The organism is Kitasatospora sp. NBC_00315 (assembly GCF_041435095.1).
In the GTDB taxonomy this organism is placed as follows: Bacteria; Actinomycetota; Actinomycetes; order Streptomycetales; family Streptomycetaceae; genus Kitasatospora.
Window position 1 is genome coordinate 5,556,391 of sequence record NZ_CP108025.1, and the last position, 25,917, is coordinate 5,582,307.

Here is a 25,917-nt window from a genome sequence, read left to right on the forward strand (position 1 = left end):
CTCCGCCAAGGCCCGGTGCCCGGCGGCGGCACGACGACGGGCCCTCGGTCCCGTCCATCAGGACGGGGCCGAGGGCCCGGTACGACCAGTCACTTCCCAGCGGATCCGGCGGACGACCCCGCCGGTACAGGAGGTCAGTTGTGAGCGTGCAGCTCCGCGTTCAGACCGCCCCAGGAGCCGGAACGGGCGATCACCTCGACGGCACCGGTCTGCGAGTTCCGACGGAACAGCAGGTTGTCCTGGCCGGACAGCTCCACGGCCTTGGCGATCTTGCCGTCGGGCAGGCTGACCCTGGTGCCGGCGGTGACGTACAGACCGGCCTCCACCACGCAGTCGTTGCCGAGCGAGATACCGATACCGGCGTTGGCGCCCAGCAGGCAGCGCTCGCCGACCGAGACGGTCTGCTTGCCGCCGCCCGACAGGGTGCCCATGATCGAGGCGCCGCCGCCGATGTCGCTGTGGTCGCCGACCACGACGCCCGCGCTGATCCGGCCCTCGACCATCGAGGTGCCCAGCGTGCCCGCGTTGAAGTTGACGAAGCCCTCGTGCATCACGGTCGTGCCGACGGCCAGGTGGGCGCCGAGCCGGACCCGGTCCGCGTGAGCGATCCGGACACCGGACGGGGCGACGTAGTCGGTCATCCGGGGGAACTTGTCGATCCCGTACACGGCCAGCTGGCCGCCCTGGGCGCGGACGGCGAGCCGGGCCTGCTCGACGTTGTCCACCGGCACCGGGCCGATGCTGGTCCAGGCCACGTTGGTGAGCAGCCCGAAGACGCCCTCCAGGCTCTGGCCGTGCGGCCTGACCAGACGGTGGCTCAGCAGGTGCAGGCGGAGGTAGGCGTCGTGCGCGTCGAGCGGCTTCTCGTCCAGCGAGGCGATGGTGGTGCGCACCGCGACCACCTCGACACCCCGGCGGGCGTCGCCGCGCAGCGCGTCGGTCGCACCCGGGCCGAGCTCGGCCTCGGCCTGCTCGGCGGTGAGGCGGACGGTGCCGGCCGGACCGGGCTCGGCGGCGAGCTCGGGTGCGGGGAACCAGGTGTCGAGGATGGTGCCGTCGGCGGCGATGGTCGCCAGACCGGCGGCTACGGCGCCGTTTGCGAGGGAGGTGGATTCAGCAGTCACACCGTGCACGTTAACGAATTCCGCCGCCGCACGCCGAACACGCTCACCGTCCGGACATCTGCGCAGGCCGTCACAGGGGCCGCCGCTGACGCGGGAGCGCGGTCGGTGGTCCGGGCCGTCGTGCCTCCGGTCCTCCGGGCGGCGGTGCGGGCGGCAGGGGCGGTGCGGGCGGCAGCGAGGGCCGTGGTGCGGGTGGTCCCGACGGGCGCGGCCCTGCGCGGGCTCCGGCGCGCGTCCCCCCGCGGCCGACCCCGGCCGGTCGGCCCGGGCGCGTCCCGCCCCGCACAAAACCCGGTGCCCCGGCCGGTCGCGCTCGGTAATACTCGGGCGGGTGTTCATCTCGATCTCCACCACCGGTACGGCCGAGCGCCCCGCCACCGACCTGGGATTTCTGCTGCACAAGCACCCCGGAAAGGTCCAGCGGTTCGAGACCTCGCACGGCGAGGCCCATGTCTTCTACCCGGAGGCGACCGACGAGGTCTGTACGGCGGCGCTGCTGCTGGACATCGACCCCGTGGCGCTGGTCCGGCGGGGCAGGGGCAAGGGTCGTGGCGGCTCGCCCGACTTCGCGCTCGCCCAGTACGTCAACGACCGGCCGTACGCCGCGTCCTCCCTGCTCGCGGTCGCACTGCGGACGGTGTTCCGCACCGCGATGAAGGGCGTCTGCGAGAGCAGGCCCGGGCTGGCCGACGAGGCCCGGCCGCTGCGGATCGCCCTGCCCGCCGTGCCCGCGAACGGGCCCGGCGAGGGAGGCGGGGCCGCCATGGTCGCCCGCCTCTTCGAGCCGCTCGGCTGGCAGGTCGACGCGCAGGTGATCCCTCTGGACGAGACGTTCCCCGAGTGGGGGGAGTCGCGCTACGTCCGGGTGGAGCTGGCCGGCACCCTGCGCCTGGCCGAAGCGCTCCAGCAGCTCTACGTGCTGCTCCCGGTGCTCGACGGCGCCAAGCACTACTGGGTCGCGCCCGACGAGGTCGACAAGCTGCTCGCCGCCGGCGGGGGCTGGCTCGCGGACCACCCCGAGCAGGCGCTGATCGCCCGTCGCTACCTGGCCCGCCGCTGGTCGCTTACCCGTACCGCCATCCAGCGCTTGGAGCTCGCCCGGCTGGCGGAGGCCGACGATCGCGAGGCCGAGGAGATCGACAACGCCGTCGACGACACGGAGGAGGGTGAGATCGGCGCCACGGACCCCGCCACGGGCCGGCGGGCCACCAAGGACACCGACACTGCCCACGCCGCCCCGTCCGCCCACGCCGCCCCGGCCGCATCGGCGGAGGAGCCGACCGAGCGCGGGCCCTCCCTGGCCGAGCAGCGCCGGGAGGCGATCCTGGCCGCCCTGGGCGAGGTCGGAGCAGCCAGGGTGGCCGATCTCGGGTGCGGGCAGGGCGAGCTGGTCGCGGCACTGCTCAAGGACGCCCGGATCACCGAGGTGCTCGGTGTGGACGTCTCCTCCCGAGCTCTGATCACCGCCGCCCGCAAGCTGCACCTCGACCGGATGTCGGAGCGTCAGGCGGCCCGCGTCAAGCTCGTCCAGGGCGCCCTGACCTACACGGACGAGCGCCTCAAGGGGTACGACGCCGCGGTGCTCTCCGAGGTCATCGAGCATGTCGACCTGCCCCGGCTGCCCGCGCTCGAATACGCCGTCCTCGGCGCCGCCCGCCCGGCGGCCGTGGTGGTGACCACCCCGAACGTCGAGTACAACGTCCGCTGGGAGAGCCTGCCGGCCGGGCACGTCCGGCACGCCGACCACCGCTTCGAGTGGGATCGCGCGCAATTCCGCTCCTGGGCCGAGCGGGTGGCCGGCACGTACGGTTACACCGTCGTCCTGCGCCCCGTCGGGCCGGAGGATCCGGAGGTCGGCCCGCCGACCCAGCTCGCCCTGTTCCGCCTCGGCGCACCGAGCCTCGGCGCTCCGAGCCCCGGCGCCGCCCTGAACTCCGGCGTCGCTCCGATCCACGCCGCCCCGGCCCCCGTCCGGGCCGCCGCGTCTGCCGCCGCTGCCACCACTCCCGAAGGGAGCGAACCCCGATGACCGACGACGCAACTCCCACCGAGCGGCCAGAACCGATCCGGGTGACCGGGCCGACCGGGCCCACCACGCCGGCCGGGCGGCCCGGGCCGACGTCCGCCGACGGCACTCTGCCCGTCGCCCGCCGCGCGCTCCCCGTCACCGACCTCTCGCTCGTCGTCCTCATCGGCACCAGCGGCGCAGGCAAGTCCAGCTTCGCCCGCAGGCACTTCCTGCCCACCCAGGTGGTCTCCTCGGACTTCTGCCGTGGCCTGGTCGCCGACGACGAGAACGACCAGTCGGCCTCCGCCGAGGCCTTCGAGCTGCTGCACTACATCGTCGGCAAGCGGCTCGCCGCCGGCCGGCTGACCGTGGTGGACGCCACCAACGTCCAGCCGGAGGCCCGCAAGCAGCTGATCAGGATCGCCAAGGACCACGACGTGCTGCCGATCGCGATCGTGCTGGACGTCCCCCCGGGTGTCTGCGCGGAGCGCAACCGGACCAGACCGGACCGGCAGCTGCCCCCGCACGTGATTCCGCGCCAGAACCGTGAACTCCGGCGTTCGCTGCGCGGGCTGGAGCGCGAGGGGTTCCGCAAGGTGCACCTCCTGCGCGGTGAGGCCGAGGTCGAGGCGGCCGAGGTGGTCACCGAGAAGCGGTACAACGACCTGCGCCACCTCACCGGCCCGTTCGACATCGTGGGCGACGTGCACGGCTGCCGTTCCGAGCTGGAGACCCTGCTCGGGCGTCTCGGCTACGACCTCGCCCGGGACGCCGAGGGCCGTCCGGTGGACGCCGCCCACCCGCAGGGCCGTACCGCGGTCTTCGTCGGCGACCTGGTCGATCGCGGTCCCGACACGCCGGGCGTACTGCGGCTGGTGATGGGCATGGTCGCGGCCGGTCACGCCATCTGCGTGCCCGGGAACCACGAGAACAAGCTCGGCCGGGCGATGAGCGGTCGGAAGGTCACCGTCTCGCACGGCCTCCAGGAATCGCTGGACCAGCTCGCCGCCGAACCGGAGGAGTTCCGCGCCGAGGTCCGCGCGTTCATGGGCGATCTGGTCAGCCACTACCTCCTGGACGGCGGCAAGCTGCTGGTCTGCCATGCCGGCCTGCCGGAGAAGTACCACGGCCGGACCTCGGGCCGGGTGCGCTCTCACGCCCTCTACGGTGACACCACCGGGGAGACCGACGAGTACGGCCTGCCGGTGCGCTACCCGTGGGCCGAGGAGTACCGGGGCAGCGCGCTGGTGGTCTACGGCCACACGCCGGTGCCGATGGCGAGCTTCTTCAACAACACCATCTGCCTGGACACCGGCTGCGTCTTCGGCGGCAGCCTCACCGCGCTGCGCTACCCCGAGCGGGAGCTGGTCGGCGTCGAGGCGGAGCGGGAGTGGTACGCGCCGGTCCGTCCGCTGATCACCGACGCGGCGGGCACGCCGTCCGCGCCCGAGAGCCGACCGCTGGATCTCGCCGACGTGGCCGGACGGCGTGTCGTCGAGACCCGGCTGCACGGGCGGGTCGCCGTCCGGGAGGAGAACGCGGCCGCCGCGCTGGAGGTGATGAGCCGCTTCGCGCTCGACCCGCGTCTGCTGGCCTACCTGCCGCCGACCATGGCGCCGAGCGCCACCTCGCTGCGCCCCGGCTACCTCGAACACCCCGACGAGGCCTTCGCCGCCTACCGCGCGGACGGCGTTCAGCACGTCATCTGCGAGGAGAAGCACATGGGCTCCCGCGCCGTCGTCCTGGTGGCCAGGGACGAGGCCGCGCTGGAGAAGCGGTTCGGCATCGCCGGGCCCGGCGCGATCTGGACCCGGACGGGCCGGGCCTTCCTCGGCGACGATGCGGTCACCGGCGCGGTCCTGGAGCGGCTGCGGGCCGCCGCCGAGCAGGCCGGCCTGTTCGAGGAGCTGGCGAGCGGGTGGCTGCTGCTCGACGCCGAGCTGATGCCCTGGTCGTTGAAGGCGGTGGAACTGCTCCGTCGGCAGTACGCGGCGGTCGGCGCTGCGGCCGGCGCGGCGCTGCCCGCGGTGCTGGCGGCCCTGGGGCAGGCGACCGCGCGCGGCCTGGACCTGGGTGAGCTGACCGCCCGCCAGCGGCAGCGCGCCGCCGACGCGCAGGCGTTCATCACGGCCTACCGGCGCTACTGCTGGCCGACCGAGGGCCTGTCGGGAATCCGGCTGGCACCCTTCCAGGTGTTGGCCGCCGAGGGCGCCAACCTCGCCGTGCGCCCGCACGACGAACACCTGCGCTGGATCGACGGGCTGGTCGCGGCCGACGACCAGCGGGCCCCGTTGCTTCGGCGCACCGACCGGCTGCTGGTGGACACCTCGGACGAGGCGTCGGTCGCGGCGGGCGCCGCCTGGTGGGAGGAGCTGACCGGGGCGGGCGGGGAGGGCATGGTGGTCAAGCCGCTCTGCTCGCTGGCGCGGGGCAGGGCGGGGGAGGGGCGCCCGGGCGGCCTGATCCAGCCCGGGGTGAAGGTACGCGGACGCGAGTACCTGCGGATCATCTACGGCCCCGACTACACCGAGTACCTGGACCAGCTTCGCCAGCGCTTCCTCGGCCACAAGCGATCGCTCGCCCTGCGTGAATACGCCCTCGGGCTGGAGGGGCTGGACCGGCTGGCGGCCGGGGAGCCGCTCTGGCGGGTGCACGAGCCGGTGTTCGCCGTCCTGGCCCTGGAGTCGGAGCCGGTGGACCCTCGTCTGTAGGGCGGCCGAGGCGGTGGGCCCCGGGTACGGGCCCCCGCCCTCGGCGGCGGGACCAGTCCCGCTCCGGGGGCCCGCCCGGCGGTTTTGGCACCCGCTCCTGCATAGAAATTCCAAGTATCGTATAGAATTCCCGCTTCACGGTCCGCGTCACCCACTCAGGAGCCCGGCATGGCGTTCAACCTCCGGAACAGGCACTTCCTCAAGGAGCTCGACTTCACTCCCCAGGAGTTCCGCTTCCTGGTGGACCTCGCGGCCCAGCTCAAGGCGGCGAAGTACGCGGGCACCGAGCAGCCCCGGCTGCGGGGCAAGAACATCGCGCTGATCTTCGAGAAGACCTCCACCCGGACGCGCTGCGCCTTCGAGGTCGCCGCTCACGACCAGGGTGCCTCGACGACCTACCTCGATCCGGCCGGCTCGCAGATCGGGCACAAGGAGTCGGTCAAGGACACCGCCCGGGTCCTCGGCCGGATGTTCGACGGCATCGAGTACCGGGGCCACGGCCAGGCCGTCGTCGAGGAGCTCGCCGCCCACGCCGGCGTCCCGGTCTGGAACGGCCTCACCGACGAGTGGCACCCGACCCAGATGCTCGCCGACATCCTGACCGTCCAGGAGCACACGGCCAAGCCGCTCTCCGAGGTCACCCTCGCCTACCTCGGCGACGCGCGCTCCAACATGGGCAACTCGCTGCTCGTCGCCGGCGCGATGTGCGGCATGGACATCCGGATCGTCGCACCCCGGGAGCTCTGGCCCGCCGGGGAGGTCCGGAAGGCCGCTGAGGTCCTCGCCGAGAGCACCGGCGCGCGGATCACCCTGACCGAGGACGTCGCCGAGGGTGTGGAGGGAGCCGACTTCCTCTACACCGACGTCTGGGTGTCGATGGGCGAGCCGAAGGAGGTCTGGGCCGAGCGGATCGAGATGCTGAAGCCCTACCAGGTCTCGATGGACACCGTTCGGGCGACCGGGAACCCCGACGTGAAGTTCCTGCACTGCCTGCCCGCCTTCCACGACCTCGGGACGGTGCTCGGTCGGCAGATGTACGAGGCCACCGGCATGACCGAGCTGGAGTGCACCGACGAGCTCTTCGAGTCGGCGCACTCGGTGGTCTTCGACCAGGCCGAGAACCGTCTGCACACCATCAAGGCCGTCCTGGTCGCCACCCTCGGTTCCTGACCCCGGGCCGGGCCCGGGCCGCACTCGCACACGGGCCCCGGCCGCATCCGCACACGGGCCCCGGCCGGGCCGCATCGGCACACGGGCGGCCCGGTCCCCGCCCCGGGCGTCACCCCCGTTCCCGCCCGCTCCGTTCCCGACCTGTCCCTTCCCGCCCGACGTCCGCGCGCAGCCCGACGTCCGCGCGGCCCGTCCCCGCCCGTCCGATGCCCCGGATCTCGCAGTGCGGCCCGCTGGCGCGCATCAGCCGCAGGTCCGCCGTCACCAGGGGCACCCCGTACTGCTCGGCGACCGCCACGTACGCGGCGTCGTCCGGAGTCAGGTTGTCCTTGAGTTCCCAGATCCGCCCCAGCAGTGGTGCCACCTCGACCTTGCGGACGGCGAGCCCCGGCAGCTCCGCCGCCAGCTGCGCCACCCGCGCGGCCGTCAGCTCCTTCGCCAGGTAGAGCCCCCGCAGCGACTGCATCACCTCGATCACCAGGTGCTCCGGCGCCACCCACTCACCGCCCGCCGCGAGCAGCGCGCGGGCCTGCTCACCGCGCTCGCCCTCGTCCGCCAGTGCCAGGACCAGCGCGGACGCGTCCACCACGATCATGTGCGGCCCTCCGGCCCGTCGATCGGTCACATCCCGTCCCGGCCAACGCTAGCCGCAGCCGGTCGGCAGTCAGCCACCGACCGGTCCCCGGGTCGCCAGCATCCCGGCCAGCACCGAGGCGGCGTTGGCCGTGAACGAGGCCGCGTACGGCAGGGCGCCGCGCCGGCCGGTCAGCAGACCCAGCAGCACTGCCTCCACCGCGACGACGGCGGCCTCGGCCACGGCCAGGGCCGTCCAGTAGGCTGCGGCGCTCCCGTGGGTGTACCGCCGGAGGAACCACCAGAGCAGCGGATGCGTCGCACAGTTGACCGCGACGCCGGCCGTCGCCGCCCGCAGCGGACGGACGCGGCCGGCCACGACCAGCGCACCGACGTACAGCGGCACCTCGACCAGCACGGTGAGGGCGAGGGCCAGGAGATAGGGCACGGCGCGATGGTGCCATGCGAGGCGGATCCGGGAGGGGACAGGGTGGCCACAGCGGTACTTCCCGGTGTGCGCGGCGGGCCCGCGATCGGCGCCGCGCCGATCGCCGGATTCGCGGCGGCGACCGTCCTCGCGCTCGCCGCCGCCGTACGGGCGCCGGCCGGCACGGCCGTGCTGGGCCTGGTGCTGTTCGGGATCCTGCACAACGTCCTCGAACTGCGGTACGTGACCGGCCGCTTCGAGGCGGTCCTGGCCGGTCCGTTCCTCAGACTGCTGATCGCCCTGATCACCGGCATCGTGCTGTGCCGCCTGCTGCCCGTCTCCACGGCCTCCCGCTGCGCCGAGATCCTGCTCGTGTACGGGCTGCTGGCGGCCGCCTGTCTGCACTCGCTGCGCCGCCGCCCGGTGCTGCTGGCGGTCGCGGCGGCCGTGCTGACCGGCGCGGCGAGCGCTTCGCTCAGCTTTCCCGGCTACCACTTCGTCGTGCTCACCCACCTGCACAACCTGGTGCCTCTGCTGTTCCTGTGGGAGTGGTCGCGCGGGCTGCCGCGCGGCCGGGCCGCCTTCCTGGCGGTGCAGTGCGGCTGGGTGGTGGTCGTCCCGGCACTGCTGCTCGGCGGAGCCCTGGACGGATGGCTCGCCCCGGCCACCGCCACCACCGGCAGGCTGGCCGCCGCGTACACGCCGCCCGCCTGGCTCGACAGCTCGGCCGGGCTGCGGTTCCTCGCCGTGTTCGCCTTCCTCCAGACCATGCACTACGTGGTCTGGGTCTGGTTCCTCCCCCGCTACGCGCCCGACGCGAGCGCCGCCTTCGAGCGCCGGGCGCCGGCCCTGCGCGGGCGCCGCGCCTGGGCTCTGGGCCTCGCCGCCGGCGCCGCCCTGGCCGTGCTGTTCGTCGGCGACTACGCCCAGGGCAAGGCCCTCTACGCGGCGCTGGCGAGCTACCACGCGTACCTCGAATTCCCCGTCCTGCTGGTGCTCGTCCTGGGCATCGAACCCACCCGGAGGAACGCCCGTGCTGCTCGCTGACATCGCCCCCGAACCGTCCGGGTCCGCCGGCCCGGTGGTCGCCGTCGTCGTGGTGGCGATCGCCGTGGTGATCGGAGTGGTGGTCCTGGTCAGGCTGGCCCGCTCCCGCCGCGGACGCTGAGGGGCGCGGCCCGCGCGGCCTCCCCGTCGGCCAAGTCCCGTCACCCGCCCGGCCCGTCGGCCACGTTCCGTCACCCGCTCGCCCCTCGCCGTTCGCGTCGCCGTTCGTGTGCCCGTCGGCGCCGCCGCGAGAGGGTGGGGGCCGGGGCGAGGCGCCCGTGCCACGGCCCTCGGGGAGAAAACGCGGACGGGCATGCCGGGCGCGTGCTTGCGACGGACATGCACTATGGTTTATCTCGACATCGAGATAACTGCCCACTATTATTTATCTCGACATCAAGATACTTGCCGAGAGGCGCCCGTCGGCGATCCGGGTTAGGTAGACCTAAGTTAGGCAGACCTTAGCACCGAGACGGCCGGGGCATCGCACGAAGCACCCAAAAGGAGTCAGTCGTGTCCGCGAACAGCTTCGACGCCCGCAGCTCGCTGCAGGTGGGCGACGAGTCGTACGAGATCTTCAAGCTCTCCGCCGTCGAGGGCTCCGAGCGGCTGCCCTACAGCCTCAAGGTGCTGCTGGAGAACCTGCTCCGCACCGAGGACGGTGCGAACATCACCGCCACCCACATCCGCGCCCTGGGCAACTGGGACGCCGGGGCGGAGCCGAGCCAGGAGATCCAGTTCACGCCCGCCCGCGTGATCATGCAGGACTTCACCGGCGTGCCGTGCGTCGTCGACCTCGCCACCATGCGTGAGGCCGTCAAGGAGCTGGGCGGCGATCCGGCGAAGATCAACCCGCTGGCCCCGGCCGAGCTGGTCATCGATCACTCCGTCATCGCCGACAAGTTCGGCACCAAGGACGCCTTCACCCAGAACGTCGAGATCGAGTACGGCCGCAACAAGGAGCGCTACCAGTTCCTGCGCTGGGGTCAGACCGCGTTCGACGAGTTCAAGGTCGTCCCCCCGGGCACCGGCATCGTCCACCAGGTGAACATCGAGCACCTGGCCCGCACCATCATGGTCCGCGGCGGCCAGGCGTACCCCGACACCTGCGTCGGCACCGACTCGCACACCACCATGGTCAACGGCCTGGGCGTGCTGGGCTGGGGCGTCGGCGGCATCGAGGCCGAGGCCGCGATGCTCGGCCAGCCGGTCTCCATGCTGATCCCGCGCGTGGTGGGCTTCAAGCTCAACGGCCAGCTCCCCGCCGGCACCACCGCCACCGACCTGGTGCTCACCATCACCGAGATGCTGCGCAAGCACGGTGTGGTCGGCAAGTTCGTCGAGTTCTACGGCGAGGGCGTCACCTCGATCCCGCTGGCGAACCGCGCCACCATCGGCAACATGTCGCCGGAGTTCGGCTCGACCTGTGCGATCTTCCCGATCGACGCCGAGACGATCAGCTACCTCAAGCTCACCGGCCGCAGCGAGCAGCAGCTCGCCCTGGTCGAGGCGTACGCCAAGGAGCAGGGCCTCTGGCACGACCCGTCGGTCGAGCCGGTCTACTCCGAGTACCTGGAGCTGGACGTCTCCACCGTCGTCCCGTCGATCTCCGGTCCGAAGCGCCCGCAGGACCGCGTGATCCTGGCCGAGGCCGCCGACCGCTTCGCCGAGGCGCTGCCGACGTACTCCGCCGAGGCGTCGAAGCCGACCGCCGTGCACAGCCCCGACGGTGCGTCGTACGAGATCGACAACGGCGCGGTCGTGATCGCCTCGATCACCTCCTGCACCAATACCTCCAACCCCTCCGTCATGCTGGGCGCGGCCCTGCTGGCGAAGAAGGCCGTGGAGAAGGGCCTTCAGGTCAAGCCGTGGGTCAAGACCACCCTGGCCCCCGGGTCCAAGGTCGTCATGGACTACTACGAGAAGGCCGGCCTGCTCCCGTACATGGAGAAGCTGGGCTTCAACCTGGTGGGCTACGGCTGCGTCACCTGCATCGGCAACTCGGGCCCGCTGCCCGAGGAGGTCTCGGCCGCCGTCAACGAGTCCGACCTCGCGGTCGTCTCGGTGCTCTCCGGCAACCGCAACTTCGAGGGCCGGATCAACCCGGACGTCAAGATGAACTACCTGGCCTCCCCGCCGCTGGTGGTCGCCTACGCCCTGGCCGGCAACATGAACGTCGACATCACCCGGGACGCCCTGGGCCAGGACGCCGACGGCAACGACGTCTTCCTCGCCGACATCTGGCCGACCGAGAAGGAGGTCGCCGACACCGTCGCCGCCTCCATCGACGAGGGCATGTTCGACAAGGGCTACCGGGACGTCTTCGCCGGCGACCACCGCTGGCAGTCGCTGCCCATCCCGACCGGCAACACCTTCGAGTGGGACCCGCAGTCGACCTACGTCCGGAAGCCCCCGTACTTCGAGGGCATGGCCAAGACGCCGAGCCCGGTGAACGACATCTCCGGCGCCCGCGTGCTGGCCAAGCTGGGCGACTCGGTCACCACCGACCACATCTCCCCGGCCGGCAACATCAAGCCGGGCACCCCGGCCGCGCAGTACCTCACCGAGAACGGCGTGGAGAAGCGCGACTTCAACTCGTACGGCTCGCGCCGTGGCAACCACGAGGTGATGATCCGCGGCACCTTCGCCAACATCCGCCTGCGCAACCAGATCGCGCCGGGCACCGAGGGCGGTTACACCCGCGACTTCACCCAGGCCGACGCGCCGGTGTCGTTCATCTACGACGCCTCGCAGAACTACCAGGCCGCCGGCATCCCGCTGGTCGTGCTGGCGGGCAAGGAGTACGGCTCCGGCTCGTCCCGCGACTGGGCCGCCAAGGGCACCGCGCTGCTGGGCGTCAAGGCCGCCATCGCCGAGTCGTACGAGCGCATCCACCGCTCGAACTTGATCGGCATGGGCGTCCTGCCGCTGCAGTTCCCGGCCGGCGAGACCGCTGAGTCCCTCGGCCTGACCGGCGAGGAGACCTTCTCCTTCACCGGCGTGACCGAGCTCAACGAGGGCCGCACCCCGAAGACCGTCAAGGTCACCGCGGTCGGCGCGGACGGGACCACCACCGCCTTCGACGCGGTCGTGCGCATCGACACCCCCGGCGAGGCGGACTACTACCGCAACGGCGGCATCCTGCAGTACGTGCTGCGCAGCCTGATCGGCTGATCCGGCACTCCGCGCCACCGGCCGGGCCGCCCTCCCTCGGGAGGGCGGCCCGGCCGTCTTCGTACCCGGCCCGCCCGGCCGTCTTCGTACCCGGCCCGCCCGGCCGTCTTCGTGTCCCGCCCGCCCGGCCGTCGGCGGGGCAGGCCGGGCGGGAGTCCCGACGCCGGTGGCCGTGGCCGGTTCTGACGGGGCGTCCGGTGGGCCCGCGCCGAGCCGCGCGGGGGAGGCGCGGGCGCCCCGGCGTACCGCCGTGGCCAATCCGTGAGGTGCCGACCCCTTGTGCCCGAGGCCCCGAGTGGACTAAACCTCTGATCAGTCTGGTCCAGACCAATAAGTGCTGACTCAGAGAAAGCCACGGGTCTTCTCGTATGCGTATGCCCAGCCGCACCGCCGCTCTCCTCGCCGCCCTCACGGTGGCCACCCTGGCCGCGGCCCCCGCCGCCCAGGCGCACGACGACCACCAGAGCCCCCGCCTGAAGGGCCAACGGGTCGGCTACTTCACCCAGTGGGGCATCTACAGCGGGTTCTCCGCGAAGAAGGTGCAGGACTCCGGCCAGGCCGGAAAGCTCACCGTCATCAACTACGCCTTCGGCAACGTCTCTTCGGACGGCACCTGCTTCGAGGCCAACGCGGCCGGCGTCGGCGACGCCTGGGCCGACTACCAGCGCCCGGTCGGCGCGGACGAGTCGGTGGACGGCGTCGCCGACGCCGCCGACCAGCCGCTGAAGGGCAACTTCAACCAGCTGCGCAAGCTCAAGGCCAAGAACCCGCAGCTCAAGTCCGTCATCTCGCTCGGTGGCTGGTCCTGGTCCAAGTACTTCTCGGACGCCGCCGCCACCGACGCCTCGCGCAAGAAGTTCGTCGCCTCCTGCATCGACCTGTACATCAAGGGCAACCTGCCCCAGCTCGGTTCGGTCGAGGGCGGCGCGGGGGCCGCCGCCGGCTCCTTCGACGGCATCGACATCGACTGGGAGTACCCGGGCGGCGGCGGTGACGCCGGCAACATCGTGCGTCCCGAGGACGGCCACAACTACACCCTGCTGATGCAGGAGTTCCGCCGTCAGCTGGACGCGGCCGGCGCCAAGAGCCGCACGCACTACCTGCTGACCGGCGCGGTCGCCTCGAACGAGGGCCGGGCGGACCAGCTGGAGATCCCGAAGGTCGCCAGGTCGGTGGACTGGCTCAACCTGATGACGTACGACCTGCACGGCAGCTGGGAGACCCTCGGCCCGACCAACCACAACGCCAACCTGTACGCGGACAAGGCGGATCCGTCCACGGACAACAAGTTCTACAGCGCGGACCGCGTCGTGCAGCACTACCTGGACGCCGGCCTGCCGGCCCGCAAGGCCGTGCTCGGCGTGCCGTTCTACGGCTACGGCTGGACGGGCGTGCCGGCCGGCACCAGGAACGGCCTGTTCCAGCCGGCCACCGGCCTGGCCGGCGGCGGCAACCTGCCGTACAACCAGATCAAGGACCTGCCGGGCACGGTCAGCTACGACCGCCTGCACGGCGCGACCTGGAAGTACGACGGCACCACCTTCTGGTCGTACGACACCCCCGAGCTGCTCACCCGCAAGGCCGAGTACAGCCGGTGGAACGACCTCGGTGGGGTGATGGCCTGGGCGCTCGACAACGACGACGCCCAGGGCTCGCTGGTGAAGGCGCTCGACAAGGGCCTCCAGGGCCGCTGAGCCCTCCGTGCGGGGCCCGCTCGCGAGCGGGCCCCGCACGGTGCGTCAGAGCCGGTCGCAGGCCTGGGCCCGCAGTGCGCGCGCCAGGTCGTCCCGGCACTCCAGGACGAGCCGGCGCAGCGCGGGAGCGGCCTGCGGGTGGCCGGTCAGCCAGGCGTCGGTGGCGGCCAGGGTCGGCGCGTCGATCTGCAGCCGGGGGAAGAACCCGCCGACGATGCGCATCGCGATCTCGATGGTGCGCTCCGCCCAGACCCGCTCCAGCAGCGCGAAGTAGCGCTCGGTGTACGGGGCGGTGAGTTCGCGCTGCCCCGCCAGGGCGAAGCCTGCGATCTGGGCCTCCACCAGGGCGTTCGGCAGCTCATCGGAGTCGATCACGGCCGACCAGGCGGCCGCCTTGGCCTCGGCGGTGGGCCGCGCGGCCAGGCACTGCGTGTACTGGCGGCGGCCACTGGCGGTGTTGTCGGCGGCCAGCTCGCCGGCCAGCTCCTGCCCGGTGGCGTCGCCGGCGGCACTGAGCGCGAGCCAGAGCGACCAGCGCAGCTCCTGGTCGACGTCGAGGCCGTCGATCCGGGCGGTGCCGGCCAGCAGGCCGCGGACCAGCCGCAGGTGCTCGGTGGTGTTCGAGCTCTGGGCCAGGAACCGCGCCCAGGCCAGCTGGTGGTCGCCACCGGGCTCGGCGGCCCGCAGCTCGCGCAGCGCGCCCTCGGCGAGCAGCCGGTCGCCCTCGGCCCGCCAGGCCGGGTCGGCGTACAGCGCGACGGCGCCCTTGGCCTGCCGGTGCAGTGACTGCAGGACCCCGATGTTGGACTCCTGGCCGGCGAAGCGCAGCACCAGCGCGACGTAGTCGCGGGCCGGCATCAGGCCGTCGCGGGTGAGGTTCCAGACGGCCGACCAGGACAGCGCCCGGGCGAGGTCGTCGCTCAGCTCGCCGAGGCCGGTCCGCAGGGTCTCCAGCGACTCGGCGTCGAAGCGGATCTTGCAGTAGGTCAGATCCTCGTCGTTGAGCAGGACGAGCGCGGGCCGGGGCAGGCCGGCGGCCTCGGCGACGACGGTCCGCGCGCCGGTGACGTCCAGCTCGACCCGGCCGGTGCGCACCAGGGCGCCGTCGGCGTCCCGGTCGTAGAGGCCGACGGCGACCCGGTGCGGGCGCAGCACGTCGCCGTCCTGGAGGACGGCGAGTTCGGTGATCCGGCCCTCGGCGTCCACGGTGACCTGCGGGGTGAGCGCGTTGACGCCGGCGGTCCGCAGCCAGGCACCGGCCCAGGCGGTGAGGTCCCGCCCGCTGGTGCGCTCCAGGACGCCGAGCAGGTCGGCGAGGACGGTGTTGCCGTAGGCGTACTGCTTGAAGTACTGCCGGGCGCCCTCGAAGAACGCCTCCCGCCCGACGTAGGCCACCAGCTGCTTGAGCACCGAGGCGCCCTTGGCGTAGGTGATGCCGTCGAAGTTGAGCTTGGCGTCCTCCAGATCCCGGATGTCGGCGGTGATCGGGTGGGTGGTCGGGAACTGGTCCTGGCGGTACGCCCACGCCTTGCGCTGGTTGGCGAAGGTGATCCAGCCGGAGCGGTACCTGGTGTCCGCGCCGAGCAGCGCGTACGTCCCCATGAAGTCGGCGAAGGACTCCTTCAGCCAGAGGTCGTCCCACCAGCGCATGGTGACCAGGTCGCCGAACCACATGTGCGCCATCTCGTGCAGGATGACATTGGCCCGGCCCTCGTACGCCGCCTCGGTCACCTTGGAGCGGAAGATGAACTCCTCGCGGAAGGTCACGCAGCCCGGGTTCTCCATCGCCCCGATGTTGTACTCGGGGACGAAGGCCTGGTCGTACTTGCCGAACGGGTAGGGGTAGTCGAACTCCTCGTGGAAGAAGTCCAGGCCCTGCTTGGTGACGGTGAGGATCTCGTCGGCGTCGAAGTAGGGCGCCAGCGAGCGGCGGCAGAGCGCCGTGAGCGGGATCTCCAGGGTGCTGCCGTCCGGGAGCTCACGGCTGTAGTGGTCCCGTTCGACGTGGTACGGGCCGGCCACCACGGCGGTCAGGTAGGTCGAGATCGACCGGGTCGGGGCGAACTCCCAGCTGCGGGCGTCGCCCTCGGCGGTGACGCTCTCGTGGACGGCGTTCGACCGGACGTCCCAGGCGGCGGGAGCGGTGACCGCGAAGGTGAACGGGGCCTTCAGGTCGGGCTGCTCGAAGTCGGCGAACACCCGGCGGGCGTCGGCCGGTTCGTAGTGGGTGTAGAGGTACGTCTCGCCGTCCACCGGATCGGTGAAGCGGTGCAGGCCCTCGCCGGTGCGGCTGTACGCGCAGTCGGCGGCCACCTCCAGGACGTTCTCCGCCGCCAGCGAGTCGAGCGCGATGCGGGTGCCGTCGAAGACCTCGGCCGGGTCCAGCTCGCGGCCGTTGAGGCGCACCGAGCGCACGGCCGGCGCGAGCAGGTCGACGAAGGTCGCGGCGCCCGGCTGCGAGCAGCGGAACCGGACGGTGGTGGTGGAGGCGAAGGTCGCGGCGGCCGGATCGGGTGCGGAGGTCACGTCGAGGTGCACCCGGTAGCTGTCCACGTCCAGCAGGCCGGCCCGCTGCCGGGCCTCCTCGCGACTCAGGTTCTTGCCCGGCACGGCGGTACTCCTTTGTCCGGCTCGCACGGTGGTGCGCTCTGCGGTGCGGCGGGCCCCCGGTGGGAGGTCCGCGCTCGTTCCCGGGCATCCTTTCACGCGCGGCCGGACGTGCGCCGGGAGGAATCGGCGGCCCGAGGAATCAGCCGCGCCGGTCGGACGTTGGGGCCCTGGGAAGACAGCCTTGCCGAAGACACCCGTGCCGGAGCGGGACCCGCCGTAGTACTCGACTCATCGAAGGAAGCCAGGCCGTGACCACTGCCGCTGACCGCAAGACCGCCGACTTCTGGTTCGACCCCCTCTGCCCCTGGGCGTGGATGACCTCCCGCTGGCTGCTGGAGGTCCAGGAGCAGCGCCCGGTGGACGTGCGCTGGCACGTGATGAGCCTGGCCGTGCTCAACGAGGACAAGGACATCCCGCAGAGCTACCGCGAGATGCTCGCCGAGGCCTGGGCCCCGGTCCGGATCTGCATCGCGGCCGCCGAGAAGCACGGCGAGGAGGTGCTCGGCCGCCTCTACACCGAGATCGGCACCCGGTTCCACAACCAGGGGCTGCCGCGCAACCGGGAGACCCTGGAGGCCGCCCTGGTCGCCGCCGGCCTGCCGGCCGAGCTGGCGGACGCCGGCGACACCGACCGCTACGACGAGGCCCTGCGCCTGTCGCACGCCGAGGGCATCGGCCTGGTCGGCGAGGAGGTCGGCACCCCGGTGATCGCGGTCGAGGGCGCCGACGGCGAGCGGGTGGCCTTCTTCGGGCCGGTCGTGACCCCGATCCCGCGCGGCGAGGCCGCGGTGCGCCTGTGGGACGGCACCCTGCTGGTCGCCTCCACGCCGGGCTTCTACGAGATCAAGCGCACCCGTACGGCCGGCCCGTCCTTCGAGTAGCCGGGACGACGGCGAACGGCGGCGCGGGCCCCGACCGACTCCGAGGAGTCGGTCGGGGCCCGCGCCGCCGTTCGCCGCTCGCCGGGTGTCAGACGAGCGCGCGGGCGGCGTCGCGGCGCTGCTTGAGGTAGCCCGCCAGGGAGAGCGCCACGACCAGGACGCCGGCTGCGTACAGCTGCTCGCGGTTGCCCTCGGTGGTGGTCATCAGCCCGAGGATGGCGAGCACGGCGAGCAGCGCGGCCCAGGTCAGGTACGGGTAGCCCCACATCCGGACGGTCAGCAGCTGCGGGCTCTCGCGCTCCAGCCGCCGGCGCATCCGCAGCTGGACCACGCAGATGAAGAACCAGACCACCAGGATGGCCACCCCGGTGGTGTTCATCAGCCAGGTGAAGACGGTGTCCGGCCAGAACCTGCCCGCCAGCACGGCGCCGAAGCCGAAGCAGCAGGAGGCGATCACGGCGAGCCGGGGCACCCCGCCGCTGACCTTCGCCAGCGCCCGGGGGCCCTGTCCGCGGGAGACCAGGGAGTAGGCCATCCGGGAGGAGCCGTAGATGTTGGCGTTCATCGCGGAGAGCAGCGCGATCAGCACCACGGCCTCCATGATGGTGCCCGCCCCGGGCACACCGAGGTGCTGGAGCACCGTCACGTACGGGCCGTTCTCGACGATCGCCGGGTCCTTCCAGGAGACCAGGGTGACCACCAGCGCCATCGAGCCGATGTAGAAGACCGCGATCCGCCAGACCGCGGTGCGCACCGCGTTGGCCACGCTGCGCCTCGGGTCCTCGGACTCGGCGGCGGCGATGGTGACGGTCTCCAGACCGCCGTAGGCGAAGACCGAGGCCAGCAGTCCGACGATCAGCCCGCTGGTGCCGTTGGGCAGGAAGCCGCCGTGGCCGGTCAGGTTGGCGGTGCCGGGGGCGCCGCCGCCGAGCACGCCGGTGAGGCCGAGCGTGCCGAGAACCAGGAACGCGACGATGGCGGTCACCTTGACGGCGGCGAACCAGAACTCGAACTCGCCGAAGTTCTTCACCGCGGTCAGGTTGCTGGCACAGAAGAAGGCCATGAAGACGCCGACCCAGATCCAGGCGGAGACGCCGGGGATCCAACCGTTCATGATCTTTCCGGCGGCGGTGGCCTCGGCGGCGACGCCGCAGCAGAGCATCACCCAGTACATCCAGCCGGCGGTGACCCCGGCCCAGGGGCCGATCTCCTTCTCGGCGTGCACCGAGAACGAACCGGAGGCCGGCCGGGCGGCCGACATCTCGCCGAGCATCCGCATGATCAGCATGACCAGCAGACCGGAGAGGGTGAAGGCCAGGATGATGGCGGGCCCCGCCGCCGCGATGCCCGCGCCCGAGCCCACGAAGAGGCCGGCGCCGATGACGCCGCCGAGCGCGATCATCGAGAGGTGGCGCTGCTTGAGGCCGTGCGCGAGCTGCTGTCCGTCGGTCGACGCGAGGGGCGCGGCCTGGGCGGTCGGCGGCGGTTCGGTGGCCGGCGGTGCGGGGAGGTGGGCCATGAGGGTGGTCCAGACTGTTCGGATAGCGGGCTGAGCGGTCCAATATCCGGTGCCAGGGCTGTCCATGCCAAGAAAACCGCGCCCCGGTTCACCATCCGGACCGGGGGGTGACCCTGTGTGGTCACCGCCGCACCCTGCGCACGGCGGCCGCGCCGGGCGGTCCGGGTCGAATCCGACAACGGCCGCCACCTGGCCTTTGTCGGATTCCCTGACGGTGCCACAGCCGCGGAGCGCGTAGGTTCACAGGTGTTAACCCAGCCTCGAACAGTGCGGAGACCCCGATGGCCACGGCCAGCACCCCGATACAGTCCGGCACCGTCCTCGCCGACCTGCTCCCCTCGGCGACCACCCGGCTCGGCGCCCAGGCCCGCGACCTCGCCCTGATGGCCGGGGGCGCCGCCCTGACCGGCCTGGCCGCCCAGCTCTCGGTGAACGTCCCCGGCTCGCCGGTCCCCGTCACCGGCCAGACCTTCGCGGCCCTGCTGGTCGGTACCGCCCTCGGCACCCGCCGGGGCGTCGCCTCGCTCGGGCTCTACCTGCTCGCCGGCATGGCCGGCCTGCCCTGGTTCGCGGAGGGCGCCTCGGGCTTCGCCATGCCGACCCTGGGCTACGTCATCGGTTTCGTCCTCGCGGCCGGGCTCACCGGGGCCCTCGCCCGCCGGGGCGCCGACCGCAGCCCGCTGCGCACCGCCGGCGCGATGGTCCTCGGCACCCTGGCCATCTACGCGGTCGGCGTCCCGTACCTCGCCGCCTCGCTGCACCTCTCCCTCGGTCGGGCCGCCGATCTGGGCCTCTACCCCTACCTGGTCGGCGACGGCCTCAAGGCCGTGCTGGCGATGGGCGCCCTCCCGCTCGCCTGGAAGCTCCTCGGCAAGCGCGGCTGACCGACCGTCGGAGCCCGTGCCGGGCACGGCCGAGCCCCTGCCCCACCCCGGTGCACGCGCATGCCACACTCATACGCATGCGCGTGTACCTGGGTTCCGACCATGCCGGATTCGACCTCAAGAACCACCTCGTCCAGTGGCTCAAGGAGGCCGGCCACGAGCCGGTCGACTGCGGGCCGCTGATCTACGACGCCGAGGACGACTACCCGCCGTTCTGCCTGCGCGCCGCCGAGCGCACCGCTGCCGACGCCGAGGCGCTCGGCATCGTGATCGGCGGTTCGGGCAACGGCGAGGCGATCGCCGCCAACAAGGTGAAGGGCGTGCGGGCCGCACTGGCCTGGAGCGAGCAGACCGCCTCGCTCGGCCGCGAGCACAACGACGCCAACGTCATCTCCATCGGCGGCCGGATGCACACCGAGGACGAGGTCGTCCGGTTCGTCGAGGTGTTCCTCGACACCCCGTACAGCGGCGCCGAGCGGCACACCCGCCGGATCGAGATGCTCAGCGACTACGAGACCACCGGCGAGCTGCCCCCCGTTCCGGCACACCACCCGCAGGGCTGATCCCCGCTCGTCGTCTCCGACGGCCGGCCGTGCGTACGCGGCGGTCGGCCGTCGCACCGCGCCGCCCGGCCGTCCGGGCCGCGAAGTCCGGCCGTGAGGTACGGCCGTGAGGTACGGCCGCGAACGTGCGGCCGGGCGAGCCCCGTTGTGGCGTGCGACACAGCGCCGGGGTGCGCCGGGGCGCGAGGGAACCGCCGCGCGCGGGCCGTCCGCGCCGTCGCTCCGGAGCCTTGCTCCCACCCGTCCAAGCCTGTTGACGGAACGCCCGAGCAGTCCGGCGGTCGGCTGAAAGCCGATGGAGTCGCTCCCCGGCACCGACCGGGCCGGCTCATCCCGTCGACGGCGGCCGGTGCCGGTGGATATGGTCTGGCCCCATGGCTGGCAGACCTCCGGGCGCACCGCCCCAGACGACTGCGACGAGGCCCGACGCCGCCCAGGTGGCCAAGGACCCCGTCGGGGCCAGGCTGCGCAAGTGGCAGCGCAGGATCCGCCGCAAGCTGCGCACCGCCGGCGTCGACTACTTCCGCGGCGGCGCGGCCGACTGGCCCGTGCTGACCGCACTCGCCCTGCTCGTCCCGGTGCTCGTCGCGCTCAACATCTGGATCCCCGCCTGGGCTCCGCCCACGGCCCTCGTCCTGCCGATCCTGGCGGCCTCCCTGCTGCTGCGCCCCGGCAGCCTCGTGGTGCTCTACGCGCTGGCCGCCCTCGGACTCTCCGCCGAGTCGGTGATCCACACCGGCCAGCGGGTCGCCAGCGACAACCCGGAGGCGTACACCTACGGCGTCACCCCCGGCGCCGCCCTGGTGGTCGGCGCAGCGGGCGTGGCCGGTCTGCTGCTGGCGCAGTTCCGCAGCCGGGTCGGTGTGCCGTGGTGGGGCGGCTCGACGATGCTGTTCGACCTGCGCGAGCGCCTGCGGGTGCAGAGCAGGGTGCCCGACCTGCCGGCCGACTGGCACGCCGACATGGCGCTGCGTCCGGCGGGCGGTCAGTCCTTCTCCGGCGACTTCGTGGTCGCCTCCCGGACCGGGCCGGCCCAGCGGGTGCTGGAGGTGGTGCTGGCGGACGTCTCCGGCAAGGGCATGGACGCGGGATCGCGGGCACTGCTGCTCTCCGGGGCGTTCGGCGGCCTGCTCGGCTCGCTGCCCGCCCACGAGTTCCTGCCCGCCGCCAACGGCTACCTGCTGCGGCAGTCCTGGGAGGAGGGCTTCGCGACCGCCGTCCACCTGGTGCTGGATCTGGACACCGGCGAGTACGAGTTGCTGTCGGCCGGTCATCTGCCGGGCATGCAGCGTCTCTCGGGGGCGGGCCGCTGGGAGGTCAAGGAGGCCACCGAGGGGCCACTGCTCGGCATCTACGACGGCGCGAAGTTCGAGGGCGTCCGTGGCCGGCTGAACCGCGGCGACGTTCTGATGCTCTGCACCGACGGCATGGTCGAGGCGCCCGGGCGGGATCTCTCGGAGGGGATGGACCGGCTGATGGGCGAGGCCGACCGGCTTGTCCCCGGGGGCGGTCCGGCCGGCCGGGGCGGTGCGGCGGCGGGGCTCATCGAGACGGTCGCCAAGGACATCAACGACGACCGCGCCGTGCTGCTGCTCTGGCGGGACTGACCTCGGGTCAGGCCCGGTACCGGTTACGGCCCGACACCCGGTACCGGGCCCGGTGACCGGTACCCGACCCGCGACCGGCCGACCCGGGGACGAGCCCGTCCGCGACCGGCCGGACCACCCCGCGCGCAGGCGTGCGGACCCCGGTCGCACGGAAGAGCGCGGCACCGAGGCGGTGCGCCCCCCGGGCACGCGGACCGCCGTGCACCCGGCCGCATGTGCCGCTGTCAACCCCTGTTCCGGGCAGGAGCTGATCTTCGGCCATTCCTGTCCCGAGGTCAGGGGCCGGTCCGCACCCCGCGGGCGCCCTCCCCGGAGGGCGGCCCGTCCGCTGAGCCGCCGGGTCGCGGCCCCCCGCCGACGATCCGTCAGGAGAGCTCGGCTATCGTCTCGGTCGGCGGAAATTCGTCTCACATCGCAGGATCTCGGGCTCCTGCTCCCGGTAACACCTTTACGCAACCCGCACGGTCGACCACACTGAGTCCGGGCGGGACTGGTCGTGACTCGGGGACTCGGGGATTGGGGGCGTCAGGTGCGGCGCGGTTGCACCGTACGGCCGCACGGGACGCGGGCTGCGATGTGATCGACCGACTTCCGCCTCGGGACCGTCGGACACACCGGGGTCCGGCTTCGCAGGAGCTTCGGGCCGAAGCTCCGCAACGAAACGAGGAAGTGAGTCCGGGTGGCACTCTCCGTCTCCGCGCTGGTCCTGTTCGGCGTCATCTGCATCATCTTCATCCGCAACAAGCAGCTGAAGATCGGCCACGCGATCCTGGCCGCACTCTTCGGTTTCATGCTGAACCAGAGCACGGCCGCCAAGCCGATCCAGGACTTCCTGAGCCAGCTGGCGAAGACCATCTCAGGCGTCGCCAGCTGATCCGTCAGCGGGACCCCGGCGGCCGGGACGAAGCCTGATCAGGGCTCCTGGCCGGCCCGCCGGGCCTGGCGCCACCGGCCGAACAGGCCGCGAGGCCGCGCGCGTGCGGGTGCGGCCACGACGGCGGGCGTCCGGACCACCGGTCCCGGCGCCACTTCCTGCTGCCCGCCCTCGGCCGTCAGCAGGATGAACAGCCTCGCCCAGCAGAGCCGTTCGCCGCGCGGCCAGTCCAGTGCGCGCAGCGCCGCCGAGGCGGCCGCCGAGACCTCGCCGTTGACCCGTACCTCGGCGACGTCGTCCCCGGCCTTGCCGCCGAGGAAGAGCTTCACGCCGTGCAGCCCGGAGCCGGCCAGTTCGGGTGCCAGCGCGGGCGCGAGGGCCGGCAGCAGCTGGTGCTCCGCCAGCCAGTGCGCCAGGTGTTCGTTGCCGAAGCCGAACACGGCGGCCGGGCCCTGGACGGCATGCCAGCCGGGCAGCTCCTCGGGGCGGTAGTGGTCGCCGTGCTCGCCGCGCCCCTCCTGCAGCTCCACCAGGGTGGAGGCGGTGGTGGTGGCCCACATCCTCACCGCGTTGGCGAGCTTCTCCTCCTCGGTCTGGCCGAGGCCCGCCGAGCAGTCCCAGACCACCGGGGCGTCCGCCCGCCCGAGCTGCAGCACGAAGCCGAGGTCGACATGGCCGGCGCCGTCCTGGCCGGGGTGCTCCCGGACGGCCACGGCGGTGGTGCCGGGCCCGCGCACCACGGCGCCGTCGGCGGTGAACGCCTGACCGAACCGCGCCATCTCCCGGGTCACGCTGCGCTGTATGACGTCCAGTCGCTCCTGGGGCCGCACGGGACACTCCTCACCCTTGAAGTCGGACGCCCGGGTGAAGCTCGAACGTACGGGCCGGCATCGAACGGACGACGGCTGCCAGCGAGGCTATCGGCCCGGACGCCGGCCGGGGAAACCGCGCTCAGGCGCCCGGCGTCAGCCACTCCTGGAGTTCCACCAGGTTCCCCTCCGGGTCGGTGAGGTACGCCACCCTGAGCCGTCCCCACTGGTTCCGGGGCTCCTCCAGGAGTGAGTGTCCGCCGGCCCTGATCCGCGCGGCCGCCGCGTCCACCCGGTCGACCTTCAGCACCACCAGCGCCCGCACGCCCCCGCCGCCCTCTCCGGCGGCCGCCGCGGCGGCGGGCAGCTCCCGGGCGAAGTGCGCCCGCTCCTGGAGGGTCACCGCGGCTCCGCCGACCGGCGGGCTGAGCTTGCCGTAGGGCCCGCTGTCGTCGTCCGTCTGCGGGGTCAGTCCGAGGACGTCCCGATAGAAGCGGAAGCAGCTGCCGAAGTCGTCCACGAGGAGCCGTACCTGCGTGAGTTCCATCCGTTGCTCCCGAGTCGCGAGGGTCCGTCCGCCTGTCGGCGGCGAGCCTAGGACGTGGCGGCGGGCAGGCGGGGGAGGCGGCCTCGGCTAGCGGAATACTCATATATGCACCATTTTGGGAATGACCGTGCATCCGCTGTCGTCGGCCCCGCGCAGGAGTGACCACCATGCCCCGCACCGCGCTGCCCCCCACCGCCCCGGCGCTCCGGCCCCTTCTCCCGGCCCCCGACGGCTCGGGCCTGGCGCAGGAGATCGAGGCCTACCTCGCGTCGCTCCCCGCGCCCCTGCGGCGGCCGCTCGTTCCGTACGTCCCACCGTTCGGCAGCACGGTGCAGCCCTGGAACGCCGGGTACCCGCTGCCCCGGCCCACCCTGCTGGAGCGCGTCGCCCGCCGCCCGGCGCGGCCCGCGCCCGTCACCGCCGCCGGCCACCTGCGGCTGACCTCCCGCTACATCGGCGCGTTCGGCTGGCTCCAGGGCGCCCTGTGGGACTCCGCCGGGCGGGTCTGCCTGCTGGGCGCCCAGGCGGCCGTCCTCGCCCACGGCTACGGCACCGCGCTCACCGTCCAGACCGCCCGGGTCCAGGTGATGGAGATCCTGCACGCGACCGGACGCCCGGTCAGCTCCCCCGACGAGTACAACGACCGCCCCGCCACCCGCCAGGGCGACATCCACCAGCTCCTGGACCGCGCCGCCGCCCGCGCCCTCTCCCTCGGCCTCTGAGCGCGGCCGGCGGCCGTCCCGCGGGCCGGCGGCCGTCCCGCGGGCCGGCAGCGGCCCGGTGTCGGCGTCCGTCGGCGCCGGGCCGTCAGCCCGCGTGCGGCAGAGTCGCTCTCATCGCCGCTATGAGCTGGTCCCTGGCATCGGAGTAGAGCCGCCGTGCCTCCCTGCATCGAGGGTCGGCGTGGGGAGTGCCGTCAACAATCAGGTCCCGGTAGGCCACCAGCCTGTCGACCGCGTCCTTGGCCAGGACCGCGACCGACTCCGGGGCCGAAACGGTCAACTGGAACCGCCTCGGGTAGACCTGGTGGTCGTTGAGCGCCGACTGTGCGGCGCCCTCGAGCACAGCGGGATCGAGTCGGCGACGCCTGCTCGCCTGCCATATCTGGTCCAGGGCCTGGGAAAGCGCGGTGAGGAAGTCCGCATACAGGGCACGCAGAGTCTCCCGCTCCGTGTCCGTCGTCTGCCGCCGCCATCGCGAGCGCTCTGCGAGAAGAGTGGATCCGACGCCGATCGCGGCGCCGAGCGCTGTGCTGAGAGGTGCGGCCCAGTCCATGGAGAGACCGTAGCGGAGCGCGATCGCCACACGTAGTACTCGTCCCCGGGCGCCTCGGCGGGGCCGAGCCGTGTTGGCCGGTGTCCGACGACGGTGGCCGGTCGACCACCCCAGGGGGAGGGCCCCGCCCGACCGAAACGGTGCCACCCCGCGCTCCCGCACCCGCGGTCGCAGCCCCGTCCCCTCCGCGCGGACCCGTCGGAGAGGGCCCAGGCGCGGGACCAGCGCCCCGAACTGGCAGGGGCAGGCACACGACTGCCGCGGGAACGACAACGGCCCAGGTCAGGTGATGTTCCCCTGGCCTGGGCCGTTGTCAGCTGAGCGGGCGACGAGAATCGAACTCGCGTGACTAGTTTGGAAGACGACGGCACCGGACGCCCGCCGAGCTGCCGATTCGCTGACCTGCGGGGGAGCGGCGCG

At 72.7% G+C, this 25,917-nt stretch carries 21 protein-coding genes and 1 tRNA gene; 13 read left to right on the forward strand and 9 right to left on the reverse strand.

All coding sequences use genetic code 11. From position 1 onward, the window contains the following. Window positions 1-134: 134 nt before the first annotated feature. Complete coding sequence (gene dapD, locus OG823_RS23075; protein ID WP_371481513.1) at window positions 135-1,124, reverse strand: 2,3,4,5-tetrahydropyridine-2,6-dicarboxylate N-succinyltransferase; 990 nt, start codon at window positions 1,122-1,124, stop codon at window positions 135-137. Window positions 1,125-1,455: 331 nt separating this feature from the next. Here dapD and OG823_RS23080 point away from each other — a divergent pair, with 331 nt between their 5' ends. The 3 genes from OG823_RS23080 (at window position 1,456) to argF (ending at window position 7,013) form a co-directional block, all read left to right on the forward strand. After that, the gene (locus OG823_RS23080; protein WP_371481514.1) at window positions 1,456-3,153 is read left to right on the forward strand and encodes a 3' terminal RNA ribose 2'-O-methyltransferase Hen1; all 1,698 of its coding nucleotides are present in this window, start codon (window positions 1,456-1,458) and stop codon (window positions 3,151-3,153) included. Continuing rightward, a complete protein-coding gene (locus tag OG823_RS23085) occupies window positions 3,150-5,843 on the forward strand; it encodes a polynucleotide kinase-phosphatase (RefSeq protein ID WP_371481515.1) in 2,694 nt (897 codons plus the stop codon). The genes OG823_RS23080 and OG823_RS23085 overlap by 4 nt, the downstream gene beginning before the upstream one ends. 168 nt (window positions 5,844-6,011) lie before the next feature. Further along, the gene (gene argF / locus OG823_RS23090) at window positions 6,012-7,013 is read left to right on the forward strand and encodes an ornithine carbamoyltransferase (RefSeq protein ID WP_371481516.1); all 1,002 of its coding nucleotides are present in this window, start codon (window positions 6,012-6,014) and stop codon (window positions 7,011-7,013) included. Window positions 7,014-7,122: 109 nt separating this feature from the next. On the opposite strand, the gene OG823_RS23095 is transcribed toward argF, so the two are convergent. Continuing rightward, window positions 7,123-7,608: a type II toxin-antitoxin system VapC family toxin gene (locus tag OG823_RS23095; RefSeq protein WP_371481517.1), complete on the reverse strand. Its 486-nt coding sequence runs from the start codon at window positions 7,606-7,608 to the stop codon at window positions 7,123-7,125. Window positions 7,609-7,677: 69 nt separating this feature from the next. Continuing rightward, the gene (locus tag OG823_RS23100; RefSeq protein ID WP_371481518.1) at window positions 7,678-8,034 is read right to left on the reverse strand and encodes a hypothetical protein; all 357 of its coding nucleotides are present in this window, start codon (window positions 8,032-8,034) and stop codon (window positions 7,678-7,680) included. Window positions 8,035-8,076: 42 nt separating this feature from the next. Here OG823_RS23100 and OG823_RS23105 point away from each other — a divergent pair, with 42 nt between their 5' ends. The 4 genes from OG823_RS23105 to OG823_RS23120 all read left to right on the forward strand — a co-directional run bounded on the left by OG823_RS23105 (window position 8,077) and on the right by OG823_RS23120 (window position 13,928). Then, window positions 8,077-9,060, forward strand: a complete 984-nt coding sequence (locus tag OG823_RS23105) for a hypothetical protein (RefSeq protein ID WP_371481519.1) — start codon at window positions 8,077-8,079, stop codon at window positions 9,058-9,060. Then, complete coding sequence (locus OG823_RS23110) at window positions 9,047-9,181, forward strand: hypothetical protein (protein ID WP_371481520.1); 135 nt, start codon at window positions 9,047-9,049, stop codon at window positions 9,179-9,181. Before OG823_RS23105 ends, OG823_RS23110 begins: the two co-directional genes overlap by 14 nt. Before the next feature lie 392 nt (window positions 9,182-9,573). Then, window positions 9,574-12,234 (forward strand): aconitate hydratase AcnA, encoded by a 2,661-nt coding sequence (acnA, locus tag OG823_RS23115; RefSeq protein WP_371481521.1) that lies wholly within the window; start codon window positions 9,574-9,576, stop codon window positions 12,232-12,234. Between the two features lie 374 nt (window positions 12,235-12,608). After that, on the forward strand, window positions 12,609-13,928 hold the full coding sequence (locus OG823_RS23120) for a glycoside hydrolase family 18 protein (protein WP_371481522.1): 1,320 nt from the start codon (window positions 12,609-12,611) through the stop codon (window positions 13,926-13,928). 45 nt (window positions 13,929-13,973) lie between these two features. Here OG823_RS23120 and pepN read toward each other — a convergent pair whose 3' ends face one another. After that, window positions 13,974-16,538: an aminopeptidase N gene (pepN, locus tag OG823_RS23125; protein WP_371481523.1), complete on the reverse strand. Its 2,565-nt coding sequence runs from the start codon at window positions 16,536-16,538 to the stop codon at window positions 13,974-13,976. A gap of 248 nt (window positions 16,539-16,786) precedes the next feature. Between pepN and OG823_RS23130 the strand changes: the two genes are divergently transcribed. Beyond that, on the forward strand, window positions 16,787-17,419 hold the full coding sequence (locus OG823_RS23130) for a DsbA family protein (RefSeq protein WP_371481524.1): 633 nt from the start codon (window positions 16,787-16,789) through the stop codon (window positions 17,417-17,419). A gap of 88 nt (window positions 17,420-17,507) precedes the next feature. Here the strand turns inward: OG823_RS23130 and OG823_RS23135 are convergent, their stop codons facing one another. Continuing rightward, a complete protein-coding gene (locus tag OG823_RS23135) occupies window positions 17,508-18,938 on the reverse strand; it encodes an amino acid permease (RefSeq protein WP_371481525.1) in 1,431 nt (476 codons plus the stop codon). A gap of 281 nt (window positions 18,939-19,219) precedes the next feature. On the opposite strand from OG823_RS23135, the gene OG823_RS23140 reads away from it, so the two are divergent. The 4 genes from OG823_RS23140 to OG823_RS23155 all read left to right on the forward strand — a co-directional run bounded on the left by OG823_RS23140 (window position 19,220) and on the right by OG823_RS23155 (window position 22,866). Further along, the gene (locus tag OG823_RS23140) at window positions 19,220-19,822 is read left to right on the forward strand and encodes a biotin transporter BioY (protein ID WP_371481526.1); all 603 of its coding nucleotides are present in this window, start codon (window positions 19,220-19,222) and stop codon (window positions 19,820-19,822) included. 77 nt (window positions 19,823-19,899) lie between these two features. Continuing rightward, window positions 19,900-20,385, forward strand: a complete 486-nt coding sequence (locus tag OG823_RS23145; protein WP_371481527.1) for a ribose-5-phosphate isomerase — start codon at window positions 19,900-19,902, stop codon at window positions 20,383-20,385. Window positions 20,386-20,759: 374 nt separating this feature from the next. Next, entirely contained in the window at window positions 20,760-21,992 is a 1,233-nt protein-coding gene (locus OG823_RS23150; protein WP_371481528.1) for a PP2C family protein-serine/threonine phosphatase, read from the forward strand. A gap of 679 nt (window positions 21,993-22,671) precedes the next feature. Continuing rightward, window positions 22,672-22,866 carry a hypothetical protein gene (locus OG823_RS23155; protein WP_073927841.1) on the forward strand — a complete coding sequence of 65 codons (195 nt, stop codon included), beginning with the start codon at window positions 22,672-22,674 and terminating at the stop codon, window positions 22,864-22,866. Between the two features lie 38 nt (window positions 22,867-22,904). Here the strand turns inward: OG823_RS23155 and OG823_RS23160 are convergent, their stop codons facing one another. Further along, window positions 22,905-23,696 carry a DUF6348 family protein gene (locus OG823_RS23160; protein ID WP_371481529.1) on the reverse strand — a complete coding sequence of 264 codons (792 nt, stop codon included), beginning with the start codon at window positions 23,694-23,696 and terminating at the stop codon, window positions 22,905-22,907. A 121-nt stretch (window positions 23,697-23,817) separates the two neighbouring features. Next, the gene (locus OG823_RS23165; RefSeq protein WP_371481530.1) at window positions 23,818-24,222 is read right to left on the reverse strand and encodes a VOC family protein; all 405 of its coding nucleotides are present in this window, start codon (window positions 24,220-24,222) and stop codon (window positions 23,818-23,820) included. 167 nt (window positions 24,223-24,389) lie between these two features. Here OG823_RS23165 and OG823_RS23170 point away from each other — a divergent pair, with 167 nt between their 5' ends. Then, window positions 24,390-24,944, forward strand: coding sequence for a hypothetical protein (locus OG823_RS23170; RefSeq protein ID WP_371481531.1), 555 nt, complete (start codon window positions 24,390-24,392; stop codon window positions 24,942-24,944). Between the two features lie 85 nt (window positions 24,945-25,029). On the opposite strand, the gene OG823_RS23175 is transcribed toward OG823_RS23170, so the two are convergent. Both OG823_RS23175 and OG823_RS23180 read right to left on the reverse strand, forming a co-directional pair. Beyond that, window positions 25,030-25,527, reverse strand: a complete 498-nt coding sequence (locus OG823_RS23175) for a hypothetical protein (RefSeq protein ID WP_371481532.1) — start codon at window positions 25,525-25,527, stop codon at window positions 25,030-25,032. 290 nt (window positions 25,528-25,817) lie between these two features. Continuing rightward, window positions 25,818-25,879 (reverse strand) — tRNA-OTHER (locus OG823_RS23180). Between the last annotated feature and the right edge of the window lie 38 nt (window positions 25,880-25,917).